The following is a 20670-nucleotide window of genomic DNA, read 5'->3' as shown; positions in this document are numbered from 1 at the left end:
GTCACCGCGGCCCTTTGTCGGCCGCCAGATCGTTTTCGATCAGGGCGACAGCTTCGCCGATACGGTCGAGCCCGGTGGGCACTTCGAGGCGACAGACGCCGATCTGGCTGGCCAGGGCGGCGCATTGGCGAAGATGTGTCGTGGCAAAATCGCCGACCAGGGCTGGACGGCCGAAACGCGTCACATAGGAAAATTTGATGATTGCCGGCAGGGCGCCGATGCCTGGCAGCGGCGTGATCGCTGCTTTGTCGCTGCGCTCGAGGATATAGATCCGGGTCGCCGGCACCGCGTCTGCCGCAAATCCGGCGTGCAGGCGATGCTGCATCTTGTCGATCGCCGCATGCACCTGCGGGCGTATTTCTGCCTGGCGGATGGGAAACGCGGCGGCCGCATCGGCGGCGAGTTTCAGCTGCGGAAAACCCGGAACGATCATCGGCCGGTCGGTGAGATCGAGCGCCACGACATCGTCGGTCAGCAAGCGATGGCCGGCGCGGATCATCGCGCTCGCGGTCGTCGATTTCCCGGCGCCCTTGTCGCCCATGAAAACAGCGCTCTTGCCGCCGACGGCAATGGCGCTGGCGTGCAGGATGAGCAGGCCGCGCTGGTGCAGGAGCAGTGCCATGACCGGACCGAGCAGCGGAAACGCCAGCAGCGCGTCGTCGACATCAGGCGCCGGCTCCACCTCGATGCGGCAGGCATCGGTAATCAGGAACGCGCCGACCGTCTGCCATGCCAGATATTGCTGCCGCGCCTCGAAGCGGAAAGCAGTTCCGGTCTCGGGCGAGGGTTTTGGCAAGTCGATCGGGCCGACTGTAATCACCACATCGACCGCCGCCGGCGCGCTCGGCTCCAGCTCGGGCAATTCGATCTGCGAAGCGATCGTCAGCCCATAGGCTTTGTAGAAGTGCTGTGCGCGAGCAGCAATTGCATGGCGCTCATCAGCGGCAAGGGGCATGTTGGCCAGTGTCATGCTTGGCTCCCGCGCTGTTGCACCTGCCTTAGCCACAGCGACAACGCGATCGAACGCCATACATACTGGACATCGGGCAAGGTGGCGGCCTCGGGTTGGCTGGAAATGCGGCCATAGGCGGCGGTCACCTCAGGCAGGTTGACGTAAGGGGCGATCCGCGCCGCATCTTTCACCAGCACCTTGTCCAGGAGATCGCGGTGATTGCCGAGCATGCCTTTGACCAGGTTCGAGGTGAAATCGATCTTGTCGCGCCGCCACTGCACCGCCGGGGGCAAAATTCCTTCCATGGCACGGCGCAACACCGAGCGGCCAAAGCCCTGGTTCAGCTTTTCCGCGCCGGGCAGTGCCAGGCAGAACTCGACCAGAGGCTTGTCCCAGAAGGGGTAGCGCGGCTCGACGCCGAAATTCGCCGCCGCCTTGTCGAGTACCTCGAAGGCGTGCGGCACCATGCCGTTCGACAGCAGCCAGCGATGGGTCAAGGTCTCGCTGGCGCTGACCGCGGGCGGCATATAGCCGGCCCTGCGGAACCGTTCGACGAGGTCGGTGCGCATCGCCAGGTCCGGATTGATCAGGCCGCGCCAGCTCGTCGCCGGCCGCCCAGTGGGATGGCGCCGCAATTTGCCAAGCACGCGGTTCGCGAACCGCTTGATTCTCGCGACGCGCCAGGCAGGCCCGTAGAGGGTCAGGAACTTGTAGTAAAGGCCGAGCATGCCGTCGCCATAAGTGTTGGAAGCGCTGCGCAGCTCACGCCACAGCTCCATCCATTTGCCGGCATCGGCGAGTTCGTGCAGATGGCCGTGGCCTTGCGAAACCACCTCGTCGCCACCATGGCCGTCCAGCAGCACCTTCATGCCCTTGGCGCCGGCCGTCCTGTAGATGTCGCGGGTCAGCGACAGGCCGGGGGCCAGGAACGTTTCTTCCTGCTCCTCCAGAATGCGTTCGAATTCCGCGAAGGGCGCGTAGTCGCCGACGGAAATCAAAGTGCCGTCGACCTTCTGCTGGCCCAGCACCGCCTCGATGAACGGACGCTCATCCATCGGCGAGCCCTTTTCGAACACCAGCGAGAAGGTCGGCAGCCTCGGTCTTTGCTGGGCGGCATTCTGCAGGCCCGCCACGCAGGCGATCGAGGAGGAATCGAGGCCTCCGCTCAGCATCGCCCCGACCGCAGGCGTGCCGCGCATGCGGTTGCGGACCGATTGCGAGAACAGATGGCGGAATTCCTCGGCCGTGTCCGCCCGCATCGGTCTTGGCGACGGTTCGATCTGCCAGTAGCGGCGCAACACCACCTGGTTCCCGGTCACCGTCAGGCTATGGCGCGCCGGCAGGCGGAAGATATCGGCATAGGCAGTCGATTGCGGATCGTCGGGCAGCCCGGCGAGGAAGCCGGAAATCTGGTGTTCGCTGATGCGCATGTCGACGCCGCCGACATCGAGGATCGGCCCGATCTCGGAAGCAAAGACGAAACGCCGGTCGCTCGAATGGTAGTAGAAGGGTTTGACGCCGAAATGATCGCGCACGCAAAACAGCTTCTGGCGCTCGGCGTCCCAGATGGCAAAGGCGAAGTCGCCCTGCAGATATTCGGGACAGGCTTCGCCCCAGCGCAGATAGGCGCGCATCACAAGCACGGCGTCGGCAACCGAATTGTCCCGGATGCCGAGCCTGGCCAAGAGTTCGTCGCGGTTGTCCAGCCGGCAATCCTCGGTGATTGCGAGCTTGCCGCCGGCCATGGTCAGCGGGCCGGGGCCGGCTTCATCGGTGGTGTTGAGCCAGGCGTGGCCAAGAACGACGCCCTCGTCGATCCACCACGAACTGCCGTCAGGCGCGCGATGCTGCATGCGGGCAAGCATGCGCTGGATGTCGGCCGCGGCGGCCTGCCTGCCTTCCTGCCTCAGCAGAATTCCGGCGACGCCGCTCATCGCTCACTGGCCGTGGTCGACGAGATGGTTAAACCCGCCAAGCGAGCCGCCGAGCACGATATGGTCGCCGCTGACCAGCCAGGCATGCGCCTTCAACTCGGTGCCGGTATCGCGCTCGATGCCGATGCGGATTTTTGAGGCGTTGCCCTGGCGGGCAAGCAAATATTGGCCGGAAAGCGCTTGGGTCAGACAGCTTGCGCCAGGCACCAGGCGGGCAGCCGCAGCCACGCCCCAGGCGACACGCCTGAGATCGCCGATGTCGGCTGGTTCGCGCGCGTCGAGCCGGGTCACCATGCGGCGCACTTTGTTGTAGGAAAGCAGCGTCAGCCCCAGCCGCACCGCCACGACCACCGCAAGGCAGTGGGCGAGAAAGAGCATCTCCGGCCCGCTAAGTGAGAAAGCTCTAGACAAGTTCCTCATCATGGAGCCTCGCAAGCCCGGCGTCCGCCAAGCCCTTCAACAATCCATCGACATCGGCCTTGCAGCGTTCCGGATCGACATTGTAGCGATCCAGCACGGCGCTGCGGATTTCGGAAATCGGCCGCGGCTCCTGGATCAGCTCCCAGATATAGGCGCCGACGCTGTTCAGGCTGTAATAGATGTTGGACCTCATATCGAGCAGCGCCAGGCCGTTGCCGAATTCGCAGGCCACGGCATCCTTGCTCGCGCTCATCCGATCATGGTCCGTGGGGTTCCAGTCCATTCCTAAACCTCGCTCACAACCAACGCTTCGGCAATTCCGGACAAAGACGCGAGAGCCGGGGTTTGACCCCCGACTCTCCTTAGTGCGCTCTGTTTGCAGAGTCCGGACTTTGTCACCCCAACGAGAGAATACTCAGGAGAAGGTGAGTTCGCCGACCGGCGTATGTGCCGGAAACGAGGCGTCGAGTGCCGTAGTACCGCTACCGCCTTGCGTGATGGTCTCGATCGAGCCGTGGACCGTCAGGCTAGGGGTTTCGTACTCATGCTTTTCAACATTCTGTTCCAATTTACTCTCCACTTGTGGACTGGAAGCGGCCTGTCGATTGCCGGCAGCGAGCTATTGCTGCACCGCAATAGCTGCATGGCAGCATTTATGAGTCAAGCCTGATTTACCAGCCGTTAATCAATTCTCGGTTGCGACTCCCTTCAATGGTGATCAAAGCGCTTTGCATTTTCACATCCCAGGAGAATTCAGCAGAGTGTCCGACGCCATCAACTAAGTATCTGATTTAATTACGTTAAATTTTCCTTCGAATGCTCCTCACTTGGGCGCTGGCGCATTCCCACAAAATTGTTGCTGACGTACCCGTCACAAGCCCCGATCAGGCGGCGCCTTGCATCTAGGACTGTGTTGCGAAACGTTCAGGTTGCAGGAAATTGGCGCCAAAGGAAAAACTGGACGCGGCGCATGAATTTGGCGATGCTTTGCTTCGCACTTGCAATATAACGCGCCTGGCGAATTTTTTGCGGAGATGCTGCAGCAGATGGCCTTGCAGGAAGGGACCTTCCAAAGGTTGCGCGCCGCTGGCTGCGCCGACGAAGTGGCCTATGTGCAGGCGTGCCTGCGGCTGTTCTTCGCCTCCGGGGCGAGCCCCAGCGCCGCGCCTGCACCGGCCATCTCCGTTGCCGATGTTTGCGACATCGCCAGGCTGAACAAGGTCGCCACCTTCATGCTGAAGGCGCTGTCGCGCCCACCGGCGGGCGAGACGCCGCCGGGATTGCTCGAGTGGCTCGACACTTATCGCCGGCGCACGATTGCGATGAACTCGTCCGGCATCATGGATTCGATGGCCATCGACAAGGCGCTGCGCGGCAGCGGCATCGATTTCGTGTTCCTGAAGGGGCCCCTCCAGCAGCAACTGCTCTATGGCGACCATTTCATGAAGCCGTCCGGAGATGTTGACATATTGGTGTCGCCGGCCGGCTTCTTTAGGGCTCGCGATGCGCTGCGCTCGATCGGCTACGAGGTCGCCGGCAAGTCCCGCTCCGTCTGGTGGGTGCGCTTTCTGGGCGAGCAGCACATGGTTCGCAGCCAAGGTCGGAAATTGTCCACCGTCGATCTCCATTACCGGCTCCAGCAGCCGGGATCGCCCAGCCCGCGCGATACGGAAGGGTTCCTGCGCCGCAAGCGCGCGCTTGCGATCGCCGGCTCCAGCGTGCCGTTCATCTCGGCCTCCGACACTTTGCTTCTGTCCTGCATCAGTGTCGCAAAGGCGCTGTTCAACCGCGAGCCATGCGCGGGCTATGTCTGCGATGTCCGGGCCGCTGCCAGTCGGCTGAGCGAGGCCGAGCAGCAGACTGTGCTCGACTACGCGGCCGAGCAGGGGCTGGCTGACACCCTGCTGCTGGGCCTGCGCGCCGCCGATGTGCTGCTTGGTGGCGCCGGCACGCTGCTGTCGGATCGGGCCACCAGGATCCTGTCACGCATCGGCAATGAAGACCTGTTCCACATGGTCATCGCGCCGTGGCTGTCGTCGCTCAGATGGCCGCAACGGCGCACCGTTTTGTGGGAATTGTGCGGCCGCGAACCTGTCCGCTACCTGACCGAGGCCGGCTGGGCCGCGTCAGCCGACCTCAGCCGGCGGATTTTCGAGCGGGAAAGCCGGTGACGATGAGGGTCGTCATGCAGCAGGCAGATAACGTTCCGTCCCGATCCGCTGGGGATGGATCGGGGTCCGGCGCCGCGCGCCGGGAGGGCGAGGGGCCTCGCGACACTTTATGCAATCGAAAGGCCACCCTATGTCCATGACAGAATCCCGGGTCTGCGTGATCATCGCGGCGCGCAACGCGGCCCGGACCATTCCCGCAGCCATCGCCTCGGCGCTGCGCGAGCCGGAGGTGGCGGAAGTCGTCGTCGTCGACGACGCCTCCACCGATGACACCGCAAAGGTGGCCAGCGCTGCCGATGATGGCAGCGGCCGGCTTTCGGTCATCCGGCTCGACGCCAATCGCGGCCCGTCCTTCGCCCGCAACGCCGCCATTGCCGGGTCGAAATCGCCTTTCATCAGCATTCTCGACGCCGACGATTTCTTCCTTCAGGGACGGTTTCGCCAGCTGTTTGCCAGCGCCGACTGGGATTTCGCCGCCGACAACATCATGCTGATCCGTGACGATACGGCGACCGATGTCTCGAAGATCGTCGCCCCGTCCTTTTCGGCGGACCCGGAATTCCTCGACTTCGAGCGGTTCATCGAGGGCAACATCTCCAGACGGCGTGTCCAGCGCGGCGAACTCGGCTTTCTCAAGCCGGTGATATCAAGAGCTTTCCTCGACAGGCATGGGCTGCGTTACGACGAGAACCTGCGTCTCGGCGAAGACTATGAACTGTACGCCCGCGCCTTTGCCCTTGGCGCACGCTTCAAGGTCATCCGTTCCTGCGGCTATGGCGCGATCGTGCGCGCCGATTCGCTGAGCGGGCGCCACAAGACACAGGATCTGAAGCGCCTCGCCGATGCGGATCTGGCACTGCTCAAGATCGACAGCCTGCCGGAAGGCTCCAAGGCCCTGCTGCGCAAGCACGAGCGGCATGTGCGTGACAAATACCGGCTGCGCAATTTCCTCGATGTGAAGGCCGAGCGCGGCATGGCGTCTGCCGCCGCCTATGCGCTGGCCAGCCAGTCGAACCTCATTCCTATCGTTGTCGGCGTGGCCGCCGACAAGCTCGATGCCTTGTTTCGCCACGCCGGTCTGTCCCCGCGGCAGCAGCCGGTGCCGCCCTTGCGCTTCCTCATGGCCGCTACCAGCACGGCGGCGCAAAAGTAGGCTCCGCCAAGTCCGGGACGGCGGCCGCAAGGCTGAAAAAATTGCCTTTCTGAAACTCGGAGGTTGCCTACACGCCCCGACGATGGCACTGTATGTTGCGGTGCAGCAATTTTGGAAGGCCAACCGGATGGCTTCAATTTTCGGCTTCAGGTCCAGGGACCCAGCGCGCGACAAGCAGACCGATCTGGCGCGTTTCGACCGTCTGGCAAAGCTGTTGGATCAGATCACGGCCGAGATTGCGGCCGAGAAGACCGGGTTGGAGGCCCGCTACCGGTCGAAGTCCACCAACGCGGCCTTCCTGGTCGAGTCGATGGAGAACGGCTCGGCGTCGGCAAGCAAGCTGTCGGAAGTCGGCGAGCTGACGAAGTCCATCCTGAACTGCGAACAGCGCATCGCCGAGCTGGTGCGCCAGACGAGCCGGATGAAGGAACTGCGTCATTCACTCGACGCGATCGTCGGCGAGGATGGCCAGGGTTCTGATTCGCACGGCGAATATGTCAAACCCGCAGGTCGCTTCGGCTGAACACGGTCACACGAGACACAGAAGAGAAAGTTCGGGGACGGAGGATCGGGATCGGCCCGTTAGCAATGTGGGCCAATCGGTGACTTTGGGTTGGGGCGGAACAGCACAAAGGTGAATTGATATGAACGCAGATCCGAAGACGACGCCCATGGCGGCAATCGATGCCATGATTTCCGCGCGGCCAAATCGGCCAATGCGTCTTGTAAACCCAACGCGTCTTCTATCCGTTGGTGCGCTTCTGTTGTCGGCAGCCGCAGCTCTGCTCGGCGCCGCGCATCCCTCCCGCGCCCAGGACACCTCCCTGGAGATGCAAAGCGCACCGTCCTTCGTCGACGATTTCAAGAGTTTCGATCGTTCGCGCTGGTATGTCTCCGACGGCTGGTCGAACGGCAATCACCAGAACTGCACCTGGTCGAAAAGCCTGGTAAAACTTTCCGACAACATGCTGACGCTCGGCTTCGAAAAGCGGAAACTGAAGGACCGCGAGTTCGCCTGCGCCGAGATCCAGACCAAGCAGCGCTTCGGCTATGGGACCTATGAAGCACGGATGAAGACCGACACCGGATCCGGTCTCAACGCCGCTTTCTTCACCTATATCGGCCCTGCCGACAAACAGCCCTGGTATGAGATCGACTTCGAGGTGCTGACCAAGGATACATCCAAGGTGCAGGTCAACAGCTACATCGCCGGCAAACCCAAAAACGAGAAGCTGGCCGAGGTCGAAGGCGGCGCCGACAAGGGCTTCAACGACTATGCCTTCATCTGGGAAAAGGACCGGCTGCGCTGGTACGTCAACGGCAAGCTGGTCCAGGAAGTGACCAATCCCGAGCAATTGCCGACCCACTCGCAGAAGATATTCTTCAGCCTCTGGGGCAGCGACACGCTGAAAAACTGGATGGGCGCCTTTTCGGACCCCGGCCGCCAGGTGACGATGCAGGTGCAGCGCGTCGCCTTCACCGCGCTCGGCCAGCCGTGCCAGTTTCCGGAATCGCTGGCATGCAGTGTAAGCAGCATAAAGTAGATCTGAACCGGCCCGGCCGTATAAGGCCAAAGGGCGTGAACAGGAATTAACCCGAATGAATTTGACGGTCTTTGGAATTGGCTATGTCGGTCTCGTGCAGGCCGCGGTGCTGGCTGAGGTCGGGCACCAGGTGGTGTGCGTCGATGTCGATGAAAAGAAGGTCGAGCGGCTCAACCAGGGCCTGGTGCCGATTTTCGAACCGGGACTGGAGGCCCTGGTCAAGGAGAACCACGCCGCCGGCCGGATCAAGTTCACCACCGATGCCGCCGCCGGCGTCAAGCATGGCGAGATCCAGATGATTGCGGTCGGCACGCCACCCGGCGAGGATGGTTCGGCCGACCTCAAATATGTGCTGGCGGTGGCCGAGACCATCGGCCGCGAGATGGACAGTCCCAAGATCGTCGTCGGCAAGTCGACCGTGCCGGTCGGCACCTGCGAAAAGGTGAAGGCCAAAATCGCCGCGACGCTGAAGGCGCGCGGGCGCCAGGACCTGGCTTTCGACGTCGCTTCCAATCCTGAGTTCCTCAAGGAGGGTTCCGCCGTCGCCGACTGCATGAAGCCCGACCGCATCATCGTCGGCACCAACAGCGAGGACACCGAGGCGGTGATGCGCGAGCTCTACGCGCCGTTCAACCGCAACCACGAGAAGATGATCGTGATGGACGTGCGCAGCGCTGAATTCACGAAATACGCCGCCAACTGCATGCTGGCGACCAAGATCTCCTTCATGAACGAGATGGCCAATCTGGCCGAGCAACTCGGCGCCGACATCGAGGAGGTGCGCAAGGGCATCGGCTCGGATCCGCGCATCGGCTATCACTTCATCTATCCCGGCCTCGGCTATGGCGGTTCGTGCTTTCCCAAGGATGTCCGCGCGCTGATCAAGACCGCCGAAGGCGTCAAGTTCGACGCCAAGCTGCTGCGCGCCGTGGAGGAGCGCAACAATGCCCAGAAGTCGGTGCTGTTCGACAAGGTGCACCGTTATTTCAAGGGCAGTCTCAAGGGCAAGACCTTCGCGCTCTGGGGCCTCGCCTTCAAGCCCAACACCGACGACATGCGCGAGGCGCCGGCGCGCGTCCTGATGGAGGCGCTTTGGCAGGCCGGCGCCAATGTGCAGGCCTACGACCCCGAGGCGATGCAGGAATGCCAGGCCATCTACGGCCTGCGCGACGACCTTTTGTTGTGCGGCACCAAGGAGGCGGCGTTGCGCGGCGCCGACGCGTTGCTGATCGCCACCGAGTGGAAGAGTTTCCGCGCCCCGTCCTTCGACGCGGTGAAGGATGCCCTGACCACGCCGGTCATCTTCGATGGCCGCAACCTCTATGATCCCAAGGTCATCGCCCGTCACGGCATCGAGTATTTCTCGATCGGCAGGATGGCGGCGTGAAGGCAGGGCGGCACAACGCGGAGCCAGGTTCATGAAAGTTCTGTTTGCAGGCGGCACCGGCTACACGCCGCAATTCAGCGGGGGCGTCCAGTCGAGCACCCACCACCTGGTCGAGCAATTGCGCGAAAACGGTCACGAGGCATCCGTTCTGGCAGCGCTGTTCGGCGACGGCATGTTCGGCTTCAGGGCGCGCGCCAAGATGAAGCTCCTTCGTCAGCGCGCGGTCATCGACAATTTCCCGGGCTATCCGGTTGTACGGGCGTGGTTTCCCTGGGAAGCGGCCGGCTTCGCCGTCAAAAAGTTGAGGCCGGATGTCGCGGTCGTGCAGTGCCACAATTCGGTGCCGATCGGCAGAGAGTTGCAGAGGCTTGGCGTGCCGCTGACCGTCTATCTGAGGAATGTCGAATTCGACGAATTGGCCGGCGATCTGCGTGAGCTCCATTCGGCGGTCTATATCGCCAACTCCGAGTTCACCGCGCGCGCCTATAAGGCAAAATTCGATATCGATTCGACGGTTATTCCGCCGACCATCAATCCCGCGTTCTACAGCACACCGACGACCGGTGAATTTGTCACGCTCATCAATCCATATGAGGAAAAAGGCTTCGATCTTGCGGTGCGCATTGCCGCCGCCTGTCCCGAGATCCCGTTCCTGTTCGTCGAAAGCTGGAAGCTCGACGACGATCATCGAGCCCGGATCGAAGCAACAATCTCTCCCCTCCAGAACGTCAAGCTGGAAAGCCGCACCAGCGACATGAAGACGGTCTACGGCCGCACGAAAATCCTGCTTGCGCCCAGCAAATGGGAAGAAGCCTGGGGCCGGGTGGCCTCGGAAGCGCATTGTAGTGGCATTCCCGTGGTCGGCTCGCGGCGCGGCGGTCTGCCGGAAGCGATCGGCGCCGGCGGCGTGGTACTGGACTACGACGCCCCGCTCGCCGACTGGGTCGCAACGATCAGGCGGCTGTGGAGCGATGAGGCCGAGTACAAGCGGCTGTCAGCGACAGCACGTCAGTTTTCGGAGCGGCGGCAAATGAACCCCGACAGCCAGTTCGCAACGTTCATGGGCGTTCTCGACCGCGCAAGACGTGTCGGTTTGGAGCGCGCAGCCTAAACGCGTCGTGTTGCAGTTCAGCTGAGACGCTGCACGACCGTGGTCGCGCAAAGTTCCCGTTAGCCAGGTCCAGGCGTCGTGCGCCCGTCCGGATCACTTTTAATTGCTGCAGTGCAATATTTTGTGGCACTGCAGCAATCAACGTGTATTCTGCCTGTCTACATTAGGGCTTGTGCGATATGGACCGCTTGGTCCGAGCAAGCCCCAACCTTATGGGCGGGTCATGCGCGTGGGCTTTGTCGTCGGCGAATTCCCTCTGCTTTCGGAAACCTTCGTCGTGGACCAGATGGCTGGGCTGCTGGCGCGGGGCTTTCAGGTCGAAGTGGTCTGCGAAAAGATGCAAGGTGACCACCGAATTGACCGGCAAAGCGAGCCGATGGCGACGCTGCTCGCCAGAACCCGACATTGGTGGCGATGGGCCGCTGTAATCAGCAAATTTGTACAGCGTCTGCCGCCGCGTCTGCGATACAAGGCCTCGACCGTTCTCGACATCGCCTTTGCACGCCGCCTGAACCGCTGCGACGTGATTGTCGCCCACTTCGGACAGAACGGCGAGAGAGCAGCCGCACTGAAGAAATGGAAGGTGCTCAAACCACCGATCATAACCATCTTTCACGGCGCTGACGTGGCGATCCCGGCGCGGCAGGCAGTGCTCGCGACACAATATGCCGGGCTGACCAAGCATGGGACCCTGAACCTGCCCGTCAACGATTACTTCCGCACGATGCTGCTGGAAGCCGGCCTGTCCCAGGCGAGCACGACGGTCCACCATATGGGAATTGACACCCGCGAAATCGGCTATCGCTGGGAATCGTGGGAAGGCACCCAACTGGTCGTGACGACGGTTTGCCGCCTGGTCGAAAAGAAAGGCGTCGAGTTCGCCTTGCGAGCCCTGGCCTCTCTCAAGGCCTCCCAGCCGCAGCTAGACTGGCGTTACGACATTGTTGGCGACGGTCCTCTGCGGATGAATCTGGAGAAGCTGGCCGTAGAGCTGGGCTTGGCTGGTCGCGTAACATTCCTCGGCAGCCTCCCTCACGCAGAGGTGAAAAGACGGCTTCGCATGGCGCATCTCTTTTTGCTGCCAAGTATCACTGCCAGCGACGGGGATATGGAAGGCATTCCGGTCGCGCTCATGGAGGCCATGGCCGCCGGATTGATTGCGGTCAGCACGTATCATTCGGGAATCCCGGAGCTCATCAAGGATGGGGAGACGGGGTTGCTTGCGCCCGAGCGAGATATTTCAGCGCTTGCCGGCAAGCTTGCCTGGGCCGGGGAGCACCCGACCGAATGCGAGCGTATCGCGCTTGCCGCACGCCGCAAAGTCGAGGACGACTTCAACGCAGATGTTCTGAATGAACGTTTTGCGCAGATCGTTACCCAACTGGCCACATCGAGCCCTGCGCATGAACCTGCCGGTCATGTCGGGGTTTCCGAGGGCTTGGCGGATCCTTCATCTGCCGGCTGACACTGCTGCTCTGCGTTTGATCGGCAGACACGCCAAGCCGAGGGAAATCTTGCTACACTGCACCAAAAATGTTGCAGTGCAGCAAGACCTATACTAACGTCCCTGCGGGTGGGCCAACAGCGGTAGAGTTCCATGCTGCATGTCTTGTGCCTCCGGCACCCTGTTTTCGGCCCGGCTTTTGTCAAGGGCACACCGGCTCTCCGCACGAGCGCATCCTGCCGATGAAGATTTGCTTCGTAGTCGACAAGTTCCCCTCATTGTCCGAAACCTTTGTTCTCGACCAGATAGCCGGATGCCTTGAGCGCGGCATGGAAGTCGGCGTCGTCTGCAACGAGACGTCCTTCGGCAGGGACAGCAACATCGATGATCCGCGCTGGCAGGCGCTGCCAGGAAAGGTCGTATGCTGGTGGGGTGGCCTGGGTCGCTATCGCCCGCTGCTCAGGAAGTGGTCCGGCAGGTTCTGGGACAAGCTCTCGACCGCCATCGACATTGCTCATGCGCGAAAACTGCAGGGCGCCGACGTCATCGTTGCCCATTTCGGCAACAACGGCATGCGCGTGGCCCGCGCCATCAAGCGCGGGAGGATTTCCGCTCCCCTGGTGACGATATTTCACGGCCGTGATGTCGGCGAACCGCTGCATGACAATACGCTCGCGCGCTACAAGGTTGTGTTCGAAAAGGGCGTTCTTCAACTGCCGGTGAATGCGTTTTTCCGCGACGCCTTGATTGAGGTCGGTGCATCGCCGGAGCAGGTTGTGGTTCACCACATGGGGGTGCGGCCGAGTGAGATCGACTATCGGTGGCGTTCATGGGAGCAGGCCACGCTCTCTTTCATCTCGGTCTGCCGCCTGACCGAAAAGAAGGGCATCGAATATGCGCTTCGCGCGCTTGCTGGCCTGCCGCGGCACGACTGGATCTACTCGGTGATCGGCGGCGGAGAACTTCTCGAGGAGCTGAAGGGGATCGCCGCAGAGCTCGGCATTGCCGACAGGGTGAACTTTCTTGGGCCCCGGCCGCACAGCGAAGTCAAACAGCGTCTGCGCGATGCGCATGTGTTCCTGCTGCCCAGCGTCGGCGCCCGCGATGGCGATCTGGAAGGCATTCCGGTTTCGCTGATGGAAGCGATGGCCGCCGGCCTGACGGTGGTCAGCACATATCATTCCGGGATCCCTGAACTGATCGATGATCACAAGACGGGTTTTCTCGTGGCTGAGCGGGACGTTGCGGCGCTGACCGGCAAGCTTGCCTGGATCGCCGAGAATCCGAAGCCGTGTGAAGGGATCGCTCTCGCGGCGCGCAAGAAGATCGAGGCGGAGTTCAACTCCGATCTGCTGAACCAACATTTCGTGGAAATCGCCATGCGGCTTGGCGAAACGAGGTCGCTCGCATGAACGCCAATCCGCCCCCCCAGTTCGGTCGTGTCGCCCTGCGCGGCGGGCTGGTAACCATCGGCGCCCAAGGCTTCAAGATGGCGATCCAGTTTCTCTCCGTCATCGTGCTGGCCCGTCTGCTCGTCCCCGAGGATTTCGGTCTGGTGGCTTCCGTCGGGCCGATCGTCGCCTTCGTCGGGCTGCTTCAGAATCTGGGCCTGCAGCAGGCTGTGGTTCAGCGCAAGGACATCAGCAACCAGCAGCTCAACCAGGTGTTCTGGATCAGCGCGCTCGTCGGGCTGGGCAGTGCCGTGGTAGTGGCCGGCCTGGCGCCTGCCATCGCCGCGTTCTATGGCGATCAACGCATGTCCGGCATCACCCTTGGCTCCGCCCTGCCGCTGCTTCTCGGCAGTCTCGCCGCAGTGCCGCTGGCGTTGATGAACCGGCACCTGCAGTTCGGCCAGCTCGCACTGAACGACGTGATAAGCGCCGCCGCCGGACTTCTGGCCGCCGCGATCGCGGCCTATGCGGGGTTGGGCTACTGGTCGCTGGTCATCGGCCCGGCGGTTTCGGCAGCTATCGCCCTGGCTGCCGCCTGGCGGGTGGCGCGTTGGACGCCGTTGCGGCCGGACCTGAAAGTCGATGCCGACATATTGTCGTTCGGCGCCAACCTGACCGGCTTCAACCTCGCCAACTTCTTCTCGCGCAATCTCGACAACATTCTCATCGGAAAATATTCCGGTGCGATCGAACTCGGCTATTACGACCGCGCCTACAAGCTCCTGTTGTTCCCGCTGCAGAACATCAACCAGCCGCTGACACGGGTTATGGTGCCGCTGCTCAGCCGCATCCACGATGATAAGGCCCGCTTTCGCGATATCTATGTGCGCACCAACTGGATGCTGGCGGCCGTTACCATGCCGGGCATCGCGGCGCTGACGCTGACCTCCAATCAGATCGTCGGACTTCTCTTCGGCGCGGGCTGGGCACCGGTCGCACCGATCTTTGCCTGGCTGGGCATCGCCAGCCTGGTCCAGTCCGTTTCAAGCACGACGGGATGGATATTCATCTGTCAGGGCAAGACGAAGACCATGTTCCATTGGGGCATCTATTCGTCGCTGACGACCGTCGCTGCCTTCGTCGTCGGCCTGCACTGGGGCGCCGTCGGCGTTGCCGCGGCCTATGCCATCAGCGGTTACGTGCTGCGCGTTCCCGTGCTGGCGCTACTGGTCCATCGCGTCGGTCCGGTGACCGCCGCCGACTTCCTGCTCATGCAGGGGCTTTTCATCGCCTCGTCCCTGCTTGCCTGGTTCCTGTACCTGTGGTTGCCGGCGTCTCTAACGGGCCAGTCAGACCTGCTCGCGGTCTTTTTGGCGCTTGCCCTCAACTACGGCATCGGTCTCGTTTTCATGCTTGCCGTCCCGCAGTCGCGACGCGCTTTGTTCACCACCCTGTCCAACGCCGCGCGCAATATCCGCTGAGCGGCCGGCGATCAGCGGCTCCAGCAGGTTTGTGGCCGACATTGCCGAAGCATGTTCTTCGAGCACGGCCTGAAGGCTTGTCTTGCGATAGCGGTCAAGATTTCCCGCAAACCGGCCGAGCTTTTCGCGCGCCTCTTCGGGCGTCACGGTGTCGATGTCGAGCAGCACATCGTCGACACCGATTCGCTTGGCCACTTCCTTGGTTTTGAACTCGTAGGCGATCGGCAGCACCGGCGTGCCGACGCAAAGCGACATGATCATCATATGCATGCGCGTCGCGACGACGAAGTCGAAGCCCTTCACCAGCGCCATCAACTGGTCCGGCGTGTGGAACGAAGCGTCCACCGTCACGTGGCTGGCGATCTCAGGATCGAGCTCGGCAACGATGGCCTGCGCGGTCTTCGAATCGTCATGGGCATATTCCGGCACACCCTGACACGTGGAGACGAAGGTCACCTCCTTGCCAAGGTCCCTGACAAGAATTGTGGCGATCTCGCGGACCGAATCCAGATAGCGGCGCATGCCGCCCTCACCGTCGCTGACGTAGTTCCAGTGGCGGACCGAAATAGCGACGCGGCCCGTCGACGCCGGCGGCTGGCTGGAAGCGAGACGCTTGCCGATCCTGTCGGTATCGGCCAAGGCGAATACGGCATCGGCCACCACGTGGCACTTGCCGAGATCCTTCACCAAGTCCCGGATATGGGTCCGCGACCGTTCGTCGCGCAGCAGGATGAGCGGGCTGCGGTCAAAGATCGGGCCGAGCTCCTGGCGGTTGTAACTTTTGTCGAACGGACCGAGGGATTGCGTGAAGAAGACCGGATCTTTGCCAAATACGGCATCGAGCCTGAACTGATTGAGGCGTCGTTCGAGATTGTAGTTCTCGACGAGATAGGTTCCCCCTGTGGTGACCACCATGTCCGCGTCGGCGTAGATATCGAGACCGCGCCGGTCGCGATGGCTGAAAAAATTGCCTAGCGCGCTGCTGCCAAACCAGCGCAGAGCCTGGAGAACGAGCCGATTGTAGATCGGCTTGAACCGGTCCCTCAGCCCGCTGCCATTCTTGTATCGGAACAGGGATTCCGACAGCAGCTTATGAAATTCGAGGTCGGGATAATCCGTCTTCGGATAGAGTCGTTCCGCAACCTCGGGCTGGCTGTCGAAGACGGCAAACCGCACGTCGCCTTGCACGATCGTCTTGAGAATGTGGCGGATCGCCAGCAGAATCGCCGCATCCCCGGTATTCAGGCAGACTGTGTTTTCAACGACGATCTTCATGGGATACCTCATTTCGTCAGCAGATTCCGCGGCGGGGCCTGCGGTGCCTAGGACGGGCATGGTGACCGAAAACACCAACGCCAGGACGATCCCCGATGCGGCTCGCGTCACAATTCATCGCTGCATCGGGCTGGGTGACCAGTCAGAGCGGCGTTCAAGCCCGACGGAGGGTAACGCATCAATTTTGCAGTGCAACAAAAAACGTGCACTTATGCTACGGCGCACCAAAAATGTTGCGATGCAGCAAAAGCTGGGTTAGCATTCCCGTGGGTGGGCCAACAGCGGTCGAGTTTTCATGCTGCATGTCTTGTACCTTGTGCACGATGTTTCCGACCCGGCGGTGCGCCGGCGGATCATAATGCTCAAGGCAGGCGGCGCGCGGGTCACGTTGGCCGGCTTCCGTCGGACCACAAATGCTGTTCCCGACGTCGAGGGGCTGCAGCCGGTCGACCTCGGCGCGACGCGTGACGGCCGATTCGGCCAGCGTCTGGCGGCGGTCGCCAAGGCGGCGCTGTCGATAGGCTCGAAGCTTGCGGCGATGCCGAAGCCCGACCTCATCATCGCGCGCAATCTGGAAATGCTGGCGCTGGCCAGGCGCGCCAAGGCCGCCTTTCGCGGCGGCGTGCCGATCGTCTACGAATGCCTCGACATCCATCGCCTGGTGCTGCGCAATGACATGCTGGGCAAAGCACTGCGCACAGCGGAGCGTTATCTCGCCCGCGACGTGAAGCTTCTGGTGACGAGCTCACCGGCCTTCATCGCCAATTATTTCAAGCCGTTCGGGCAGGTCGCCGCACCGGTGGAACTGGTCGAAAACAAATACTTCGAAACCGCGCCGATCGCCTTGGATGACAGGTCAAAGGCCGAAAACCCTGCAGCACCCCCGTGGCGCATCGGCTGGTTCGGCGCGCTGCGCTGCCGCCGCTCGCTGGAGCTGCTGGCCGACTTCACGCGCCGTCAGGGCGGGCGCTTCGAGGTCGTCCTCCGGGGCCGTCCGGCACTCTCGGAATTCCCGGATTTCCATGCTTTTGTCGAGGCCGAACCCTATCTCTCCTTTCGTGGCCCCTACCGCAACCCGGAAGACATGGCCGCGATCTACGGCGAAGTGCATTTTTCCTGGGCGATCGATTTCTTCGAGGAAGGGCAGAATTCGGAATGGTTGCTGCCCAACCGCCTCTATGAGGGCTGCCGCTTCGGCGCCGTACCGATCTCGATGGGCACTACCGAGACGGGGCGCTTTCTCAACCAGCAGGACATTGGCATCCTGCTTTCTGCTGCCACGCCCGAAATCCTGGAAACCGCGCTCGGCCGCATGGACCAGGAGCACTTCGGCAAGGCCAAGGCGCGTGTGCTGGCCCGCAACCCACGAACCTGGAGTTACGACCGCAGCGACTGCCGCGCCTTTGTCGACAGGCTGCGCGGCCTTGCGGTTGCCCCTGGTTCGTTCGCCACCGAGGCACTGGCCTGAAGGATGACCAATGACAAAAGTGCAGTTCATGGAAAGGCGCCGATGACGCAAACCGAAGCGCTGCCGCCAAGCCTGATCGTCATTCCGTGCCTGAATGAGGCAGCCCATATCGGCGCGTTGCTCGAGCAGCTCAGGCCGGCAGCGCTAAGGCTCGGCGCCCGCATCGTCGTTGCCGATGGCGGCAGCACCGATGGTACTTTGGCCATTGTCGAAGCGGTTGCGGCCAAGGACCCTCAGGTCGTCCTCCTGCACAACCCAAAACGTATCCAGAGCGCGGCGATCAATCTCGCCGTCGCCAGCCTCGGTGACGGCGCCGAATACCTGATCCGCATCGATGCCCATGGCGGCTATCCCGCCGATTATTGCGACCGGCTGGTCGAGGAGGCGCTCGCCACTTCAGCCGATTCGGTCGTCGTCTCGATGCTGACCAGCGGCAGCGGCGCGGTGCAGAAAGCGGTCGCGGCGGCGCAGAATTCCAAGCTCGGCACCGGCGGCTCCAAGCATCGGCACTTCTCGGCCGGCGAATGGGTGGACCATGGCCATCACGCGCTGATCCGGATCTCGGCCTTCACCGCGGTCGGCGGCTATGACGAGACCTTCAGCCACAATGAGGATGCCGAACTCGACTACCGCCTGCGCCGGGCAGGCTACCGCATCTGGATGAGCGGCAAGACGCAGATGGTCTACTATCCGCGTTCGTCGCTGAAGGGCCTGTATTTCCAATATCTCGGCTATGGCCGCGGCCGCGCCAAGAATGTGCTCAAGCACCGCATGATCCCGAAAGTTCGGCAGATGATCCCGCTGCTGGTGGCGCCGGTCGTCCTTCTCGCGGTATTTTCCTTTATCCACTGGCTGGCGGCGGTGCCGCTGCTGGTCTGGGCTTCGGTCTGTCTGGGCTACGGCGCTGTGACCGCCATCAGCCAGCGCAATCCCAACAATGTGCTGGCGGGCATTTCGGCGATGGTCATGCATTTCGGCTGGTCGCTCGGGTTTTGGCTGCAACTGCTCGGCTCGCGATCGCAGCGCGGGGTGGCATGATGGTCGCCGACAGCCGCCGAATCGACATCTGCGTCTGCACGTTCCGGCGGCCGGAACTGGCCGACACGCTGCGGTCGCTCGCTGCCATGGATATGCCTGCCGGTTTCGGCATCGGCGTCATCGTCGCCGACAATGACGACGAGCCGACCGCCGAGCCGCTGGTGACCGCGCTGGCGAGCGAATTGAAGCTCGTGGCCCGCTACCGGCACGCTCCGGCGCGCAACATCTCGGTTGCCCGCAACGCCTGTCTTGATGCCAGCACGGCCGATTTTGTCGCCTTCATCGACGACGATGAAACCGCTTCCCGGCAATGGCTGGCCGAACTGATTGCTATCGCGGAGACAAGCGGCGCCGAGGCCGTGCTCGGTCCGGTGCGGGCGCTCTACCGCCCGGATGCGCCGGACTGGATGCGCAAGGGCGATTTCCATTCGACCTTGCCGGTCTGGGTGCAGGGCCAAATCCGCACCGGCTACACCTGCAACGTCCTTTTGAGGATGAGCGCCGACAGCTTGCGCGACCGTCGTTTCAGCCTGGCGCGCGGCCAGAGCGGCGGCGAGGACACCGAATTCTTCGACCGCATGGTCAAGGCAGGCGGTCGCATCGCCTTTGCGCCGGAGGCGTGGGTCGAGGAAGTCGTGCCGCGTTCGCGAGCCGCTTTCGACTGGCTGCGCCGCCGCCGCTTCCGCTTCGGCCAGACGCATGGCCACCTCATCGGCCATGACGCAGGCGTGATAGAGCGTGCGAAGGCTGTCGGCCTTGCCTCGGCCAAGGCCGTCTATTGCTTCGGCATGGCGGCGTTGACCGCGATTAGCCCGGTCCGCCGCAACCGCAGCGTGCTGCGCGGCATCATGCATGTCGGCGTCGTCAGCGGCCTCGTCGGTATCAGCGAAATTCGCCAATACGGACTGTCTTCCCCGCAGCAAGGAGGCAAGCGTGCAGCCTGACGTCTCCTTTGTCATCGCAGCCTATAATGCCGCGGCCACGCTCGACCGGGCGATCGCAAGCGCCATGGCCCAGCGCGATGTCAGCGTCGAGATCATCGTCGCCGATGACCAGTCGCGCGACAACACGCTCGACGTCGCAAGAGCCTATCCAAAAGATGTCGTCAAAGTGGTTGCGCTGCCGGCAAATCGTGGCCCTGGCGGCGCCAGGAATGCCGGCCTCGACCTCGCCACAGGCCGCTGGGTCGCGGTGCTCGATTCCGACGATGCCGTCCTGCCCGGGCGGCTTTCCGCCATGATCGCGCGGGCCGAAAGCGCGGGCGCTGTGATCGCCGTCGACAACCTCCAGGTGGTGCGCGAGGACGGCATTGCCGAAGCGACGATGTTTCCCGCCGAATATCTGGAGGGCCTGCGTGAAATCACGCTCGCCGACTACATCGCCGGCAACATCGTTTTCGAATCCACGTTCAACCTTGGCTATCTTAAGCCGATCTTCCAGCGCCGTTTCCTGATCGAAAACGGGCTTCGCTATGATGAAAGTCTGAGCATCGGCGAGGATTACATCCTGCTCGCCAACGCGCTGGCCAAGGGCGGAAAATGCGTCGTCGAGCCGACGACCGGCTATATCTACCACATCCGCACGGGCTCGATCTCGCGCGTGCTCGAGCTTCACCATATCGAGGCGATGCGCAAGGCCGACGCGGTCTTCGCCGAGACTAATTCCATGGACGCTGCTGCTGCGGCCGCCTTCGCCAAACGCGCCCGCAGCCTGCGCAAGGCGGCATCGTTTCTGTCGCTGGTCCAGCACATCAAGGCGCGTTCGCCGTTGAAAGCGATACGCACCGCGCTAAGTGATCCGGCGGCTGTCAGGCACATGTCGATGCCGATCGCCGTCCGCCTCAAAAGGGTGGCGGCGCAGTTTGCCGTCGGCGCGGAGAGGTAAGCAGGGCGAGTACATGA

19 protein-coding genes and 1 pseudogene are annotated in these 20670 nt (G+C 62.5%); 14 read left to right on the top strand and 6 right to left on the bottom strand.

Annotated elements, in window-relative coordinates; genetic code table 11:
• Window position 1 precedes the first annotated feature (1 nt).
• The 5 genes from NKL04_RS22560 to NKL04_RS22540 all read right to left on the bottom strand — a co-directional run bounded on the left by NKL04_RS22560 (window position 2) and on the right by NKL04_RS22540 (window position 3874).
• Entirely contained in the window at window positions 2-970 is a 969-nt protein-coding gene (locus NKL04_RS22560; protein ID WP_023702341.1) for a phosphoenolpyruvate carboxykinase (ATP), read from the bottom strand.
• Window positions 967-2886 (bottom strand): lasso peptide isopeptide bond-forming cyclase, encoded by a 1920-nt coding sequence (locus NKL04_RS22555; RefSeq protein ID WP_023702340.1) that lies wholly within the window; start codon window positions 2884-2886, stop codon window positions 967-969. Before NKL04_RS22555 ends, NKL04_RS22560 begins: the two co-directional genes overlap by 4 nt.
• Window positions 2887-2889: 3 nt before the next feature.
• Window positions 2890-3264: a lasso peptide biosynthesis B2 protein gene (locus tag NKL04_RS22550; RefSeq protein WP_023702339.1), complete on the bottom strand. Its 375-nt coding sequence runs from the start codon at window positions 3262-3264 to the stop codon at window positions 2890-2892.
• Window positions 3265-3289: 25 nt separating this feature from the next.
• Window positions 3290-3559, bottom strand: coding sequence for a PqqD family protein (locus NKL04_RS22545; RefSeq protein WP_245259933.1), 270 nt, complete (start codon window positions 3557-3559; stop codon window positions 3290-3292).
• Window positions 3560-3721: 162 nt separating this feature from the next.
• Window positions 3722-3874 (bottom strand): lasso RiPP family leader peptide-containing protein, encoded by a 153-nt coding sequence (locus tag NKL04_RS22540; protein WP_023684233.1) that lies wholly within the window; start codon window positions 3872-3874, stop codon window positions 3722-3724.
• Between the two features lie 478 nt (window positions 3875-4352).
• Here NKL04_RS22540 and NKL04_RS22535 point away from each other — a divergent pair, with 478 nt between their 5' ends.
• The 9 genes from NKL04_RS22535 to NKL04_RS22495 all read left to right on the top strand — a co-directional run bounded on the left by NKL04_RS22535 (window position 4353) and on the right by NKL04_RS22495 (window position 14988).
• Window positions 4353-5477, top strand: coding sequence for a nucleotidyltransferase family protein (locus tag NKL04_RS22535; protein ID WP_023816354.1), 1125 nt, complete (start codon window positions 4353-4355; stop codon window positions 5475-5477).
• Between the two features lie 130 nt (window positions 5478-5607).
• Window positions 5608-6630 carry a glycosyltransferase family 2 protein gene (locus NKL04_RS22530; RefSeq protein ID WP_023702337.1) on the top strand — a complete coding sequence of 341 codons (1023 nt, stop codon included), beginning with the start codon at window positions 5608-5610 and terminating at the stop codon, window positions 6628-6630.
• Window positions 6631-6844: 214 nt separating this feature from the next.
• Window positions 6845-7153, top strand: coding sequence for a hypothetical protein (locus NKL04_RS22525; protein WP_502898766.1), 309 nt, complete (start codon window positions 6845-6847; stop codon window positions 7151-7153).
• 121 nt (window positions 7154-7274) lie between these two features.
• Window positions 7275-8174 carry an endo-1,3-1,4-beta-glycanase ExoK gene (gene exoK / locus NKL04_RS22520; protein ID WP_023702335.1) on the top strand — a complete coding sequence of 300 codons (900 nt, stop codon included), beginning with the start codon at window positions 7275-7277 and terminating at the stop codon, window positions 8172-8174.
• A gap of 55 nt (window positions 8175-8229) precedes the next feature.
• Complete coding sequence (locus NKL04_RS22515) at window positions 8230-9561, top strand: UDP-glucose dehydrogenase family protein (RefSeq protein WP_023702334.1); 1332 nt, start codon at window positions 8230-8232, stop codon at window positions 9559-9561.
• A gap of 31 nt (window positions 9562-9592) precedes the next feature.
• A complete protein-coding gene (locus NKL04_RS22510) occupies window positions 9593-10672 on the top strand; it encodes a glycosyltransferase (protein ID WP_023702333.1) in 1080 nt (359 codons plus the stop codon).
• Window positions 10673-10895: 223 nt separating this feature from the next.
• Window positions 10896-12137 carry a glycosyltransferase gene (locus NKL04_RS22505; RefSeq protein ID WP_023702332.1) on the top strand — a complete coding sequence of 414 codons (1242 nt, stop codon included), beginning with the start codon at window positions 10896-10898 and terminating at the stop codon, window positions 12135-12137.
• Between the two features lie 221 nt (window positions 12138-12358).
• Complete coding sequence (locus NKL04_RS22500) at window positions 12359-13528, top strand: glycosyltransferase (protein WP_023702331.1); 1170 nt, start codon at window positions 12359-12361, stop codon at window positions 13526-13528.
• Complete coding sequence (locus tag NKL04_RS22495) at window positions 13525-14988, top strand: lipopolysaccharide biosynthesis protein (protein ID WP_023702330.1); 1464 nt, start codon at window positions 13525-13527, stop codon at window positions 14986-14988. Before NKL04_RS22500 ends, NKL04_RS22495 begins: the two co-directional genes overlap by 4 nt.
• Window positions 14989-15213: 225 nt before the next feature.
• Here the strand turns inward: NKL04_RS22495 and NKL04_RS22490 are convergent.
• Window positions 15214-16263, bottom strand: a pseudogene (locus NKL04_RS22490) (polysaccharide pyruvyl transferase family protein); the annotation flags it as partial.
• A 61-nt stretch (window positions 16264-16324) separates the two neighbouring features.
• Here NKL04_RS22490 and NKL04_RS22485 point away from each other — a divergent pair.
• The 5 genes from NKL04_RS22485 to NKL04_RS22465 are packed head-to-tail and all read left to right on the top strand — an operon-like array spanning window position 16325 to window position 20653.
• Complete coding sequence (locus NKL04_RS22485) at window positions 16325-16522, top strand: hypothetical protein (protein WP_352724411.1); 198 nt, start codon at window positions 16325-16327, stop codon at window positions 16520-16522.
• Window positions 16523-16558: 36 nt separating this feature from the next.
• Window positions 16559-17731, top strand: coding sequence for a glycosyltransferase (locus NKL04_RS22480; protein WP_023689991.1), 1173 nt, complete (start codon window positions 16559-16561; stop codon window positions 17729-17731).
• A 42-nt stretch (window positions 17732-17773) separates the two neighbouring features.
• A complete protein-coding gene (locus NKL04_RS22475; RefSeq protein WP_023711254.1) occupies window positions 17774-18769 on the top strand; it encodes a glycosyltransferase family 2 protein in 996 nt (331 codons plus the stop codon).
• On the top strand, window positions 18769-19713 hold the full coding sequence (locus tag NKL04_RS22470) for a glycosyltransferase family A protein (protein ID WP_198029329.1): 945 nt from the start codon (window positions 18769-18771) through the stop codon (window positions 19711-19713). The genes NKL04_RS22475 and NKL04_RS22470 overlap by 1 nt, the downstream gene beginning before the upstream one ends.
• Entirely contained in the window at window positions 19703-20653 is a 951-nt protein-coding gene (locus tag NKL04_RS22465; protein WP_023702326.1) for a glycosyltransferase family 2 protein, read from the top strand. Before NKL04_RS22470 ends, NKL04_RS22465 begins: the two co-directional genes overlap by 11 nt.
• The last annotated feature ends 17 nt before the right edge of the window (window positions 20654-20670 follow it).

The organism is Mesorhizobium sp. C264A, from assembly GCF_040324515.1.
In the GTDB taxonomy this organism is placed as follows: domain Bacteria; phylum Pseudomonadota; class Alphaproteobacteria; order Rhizobiales; family Rhizobiaceae; genus Mesorhizobium.
This window is presented reverse-complemented; position numbering and strand designations above follow the sequence as displayed.